1 protein-coding gene is annotated in these 576 nt (G+C 48.1%); it reads right to left on the bottom strand.

Going from position 1 to position 576, the window contains the following annotated elements:
- Positions 1-86 precede the first annotated feature (86 nt).
- Positions 87-576: terminase TerL endonuclease subunit (locus tag ACMHKJ_RS19365; protein ID WP_413496485.1), on the bottom strand; the 490-nt coding region annotated here is incomplete at its 5' end.

Below are 576 nucleotides of genomic sequence, written 5' to 3'. Positions count from 1 at the left end.
AGCGTTATGCAGACCGTATTTCAGGTAACAGCCCGCCATGACCGCGCTAAATCCCATCAGGGCAGTGATATCAAGAAGTATATTTTTCATAGGAATAGGATTTCTTCGTCAGAGTCCAGTGAGGAAAGGAAGTCGCCTTCGTCATTCAGCATTGCCCGGCCGATTGCCATTATCAGCGCCACCGCACCATCAATTTTATTCTCGTTCTGTTCTTTTATCGGACGGACAACATCATCGTTACCCGGCAGATATTTACCGACCACGTTACCAATACACCAGCTCATAATCGGGTTGCCGTCATGGTGAAAGCGTCCGGAAGCAATAGCGGCTTCAAGCTCTTTCATCGGGTCAGACATATTTGTGTAGTTTTGAACGATTGTGATCGGGTTCATTCCCTCGTCAGCCAGTTCGTGTGAAATATTTGTGGCTCCGTGGGGGTCAATCGCGGTTGCATCAATGGGGTTATTCAGGTTCTCAGCTTTTGCATCTTCCAGAATGACGCGGTAATCAATCTCTGCGCCATCAGTCAGTTTCAGGTGACCGGTTTCAACCCATTTCATAAATCGTTCGGCGGTG

The organism is Morganella psychrotolerans (assembly GCF_965118875.1).
Classification (GTDB): Bacteria; Pseudomonadota; Gammaproteobacteria; order Enterobacterales; family Enterobacteriaceae; genus Morganella; species Morganella psychrotolerans_C.
This window is presented reverse-complemented; position numbering and strand designations above follow the sequence as displayed.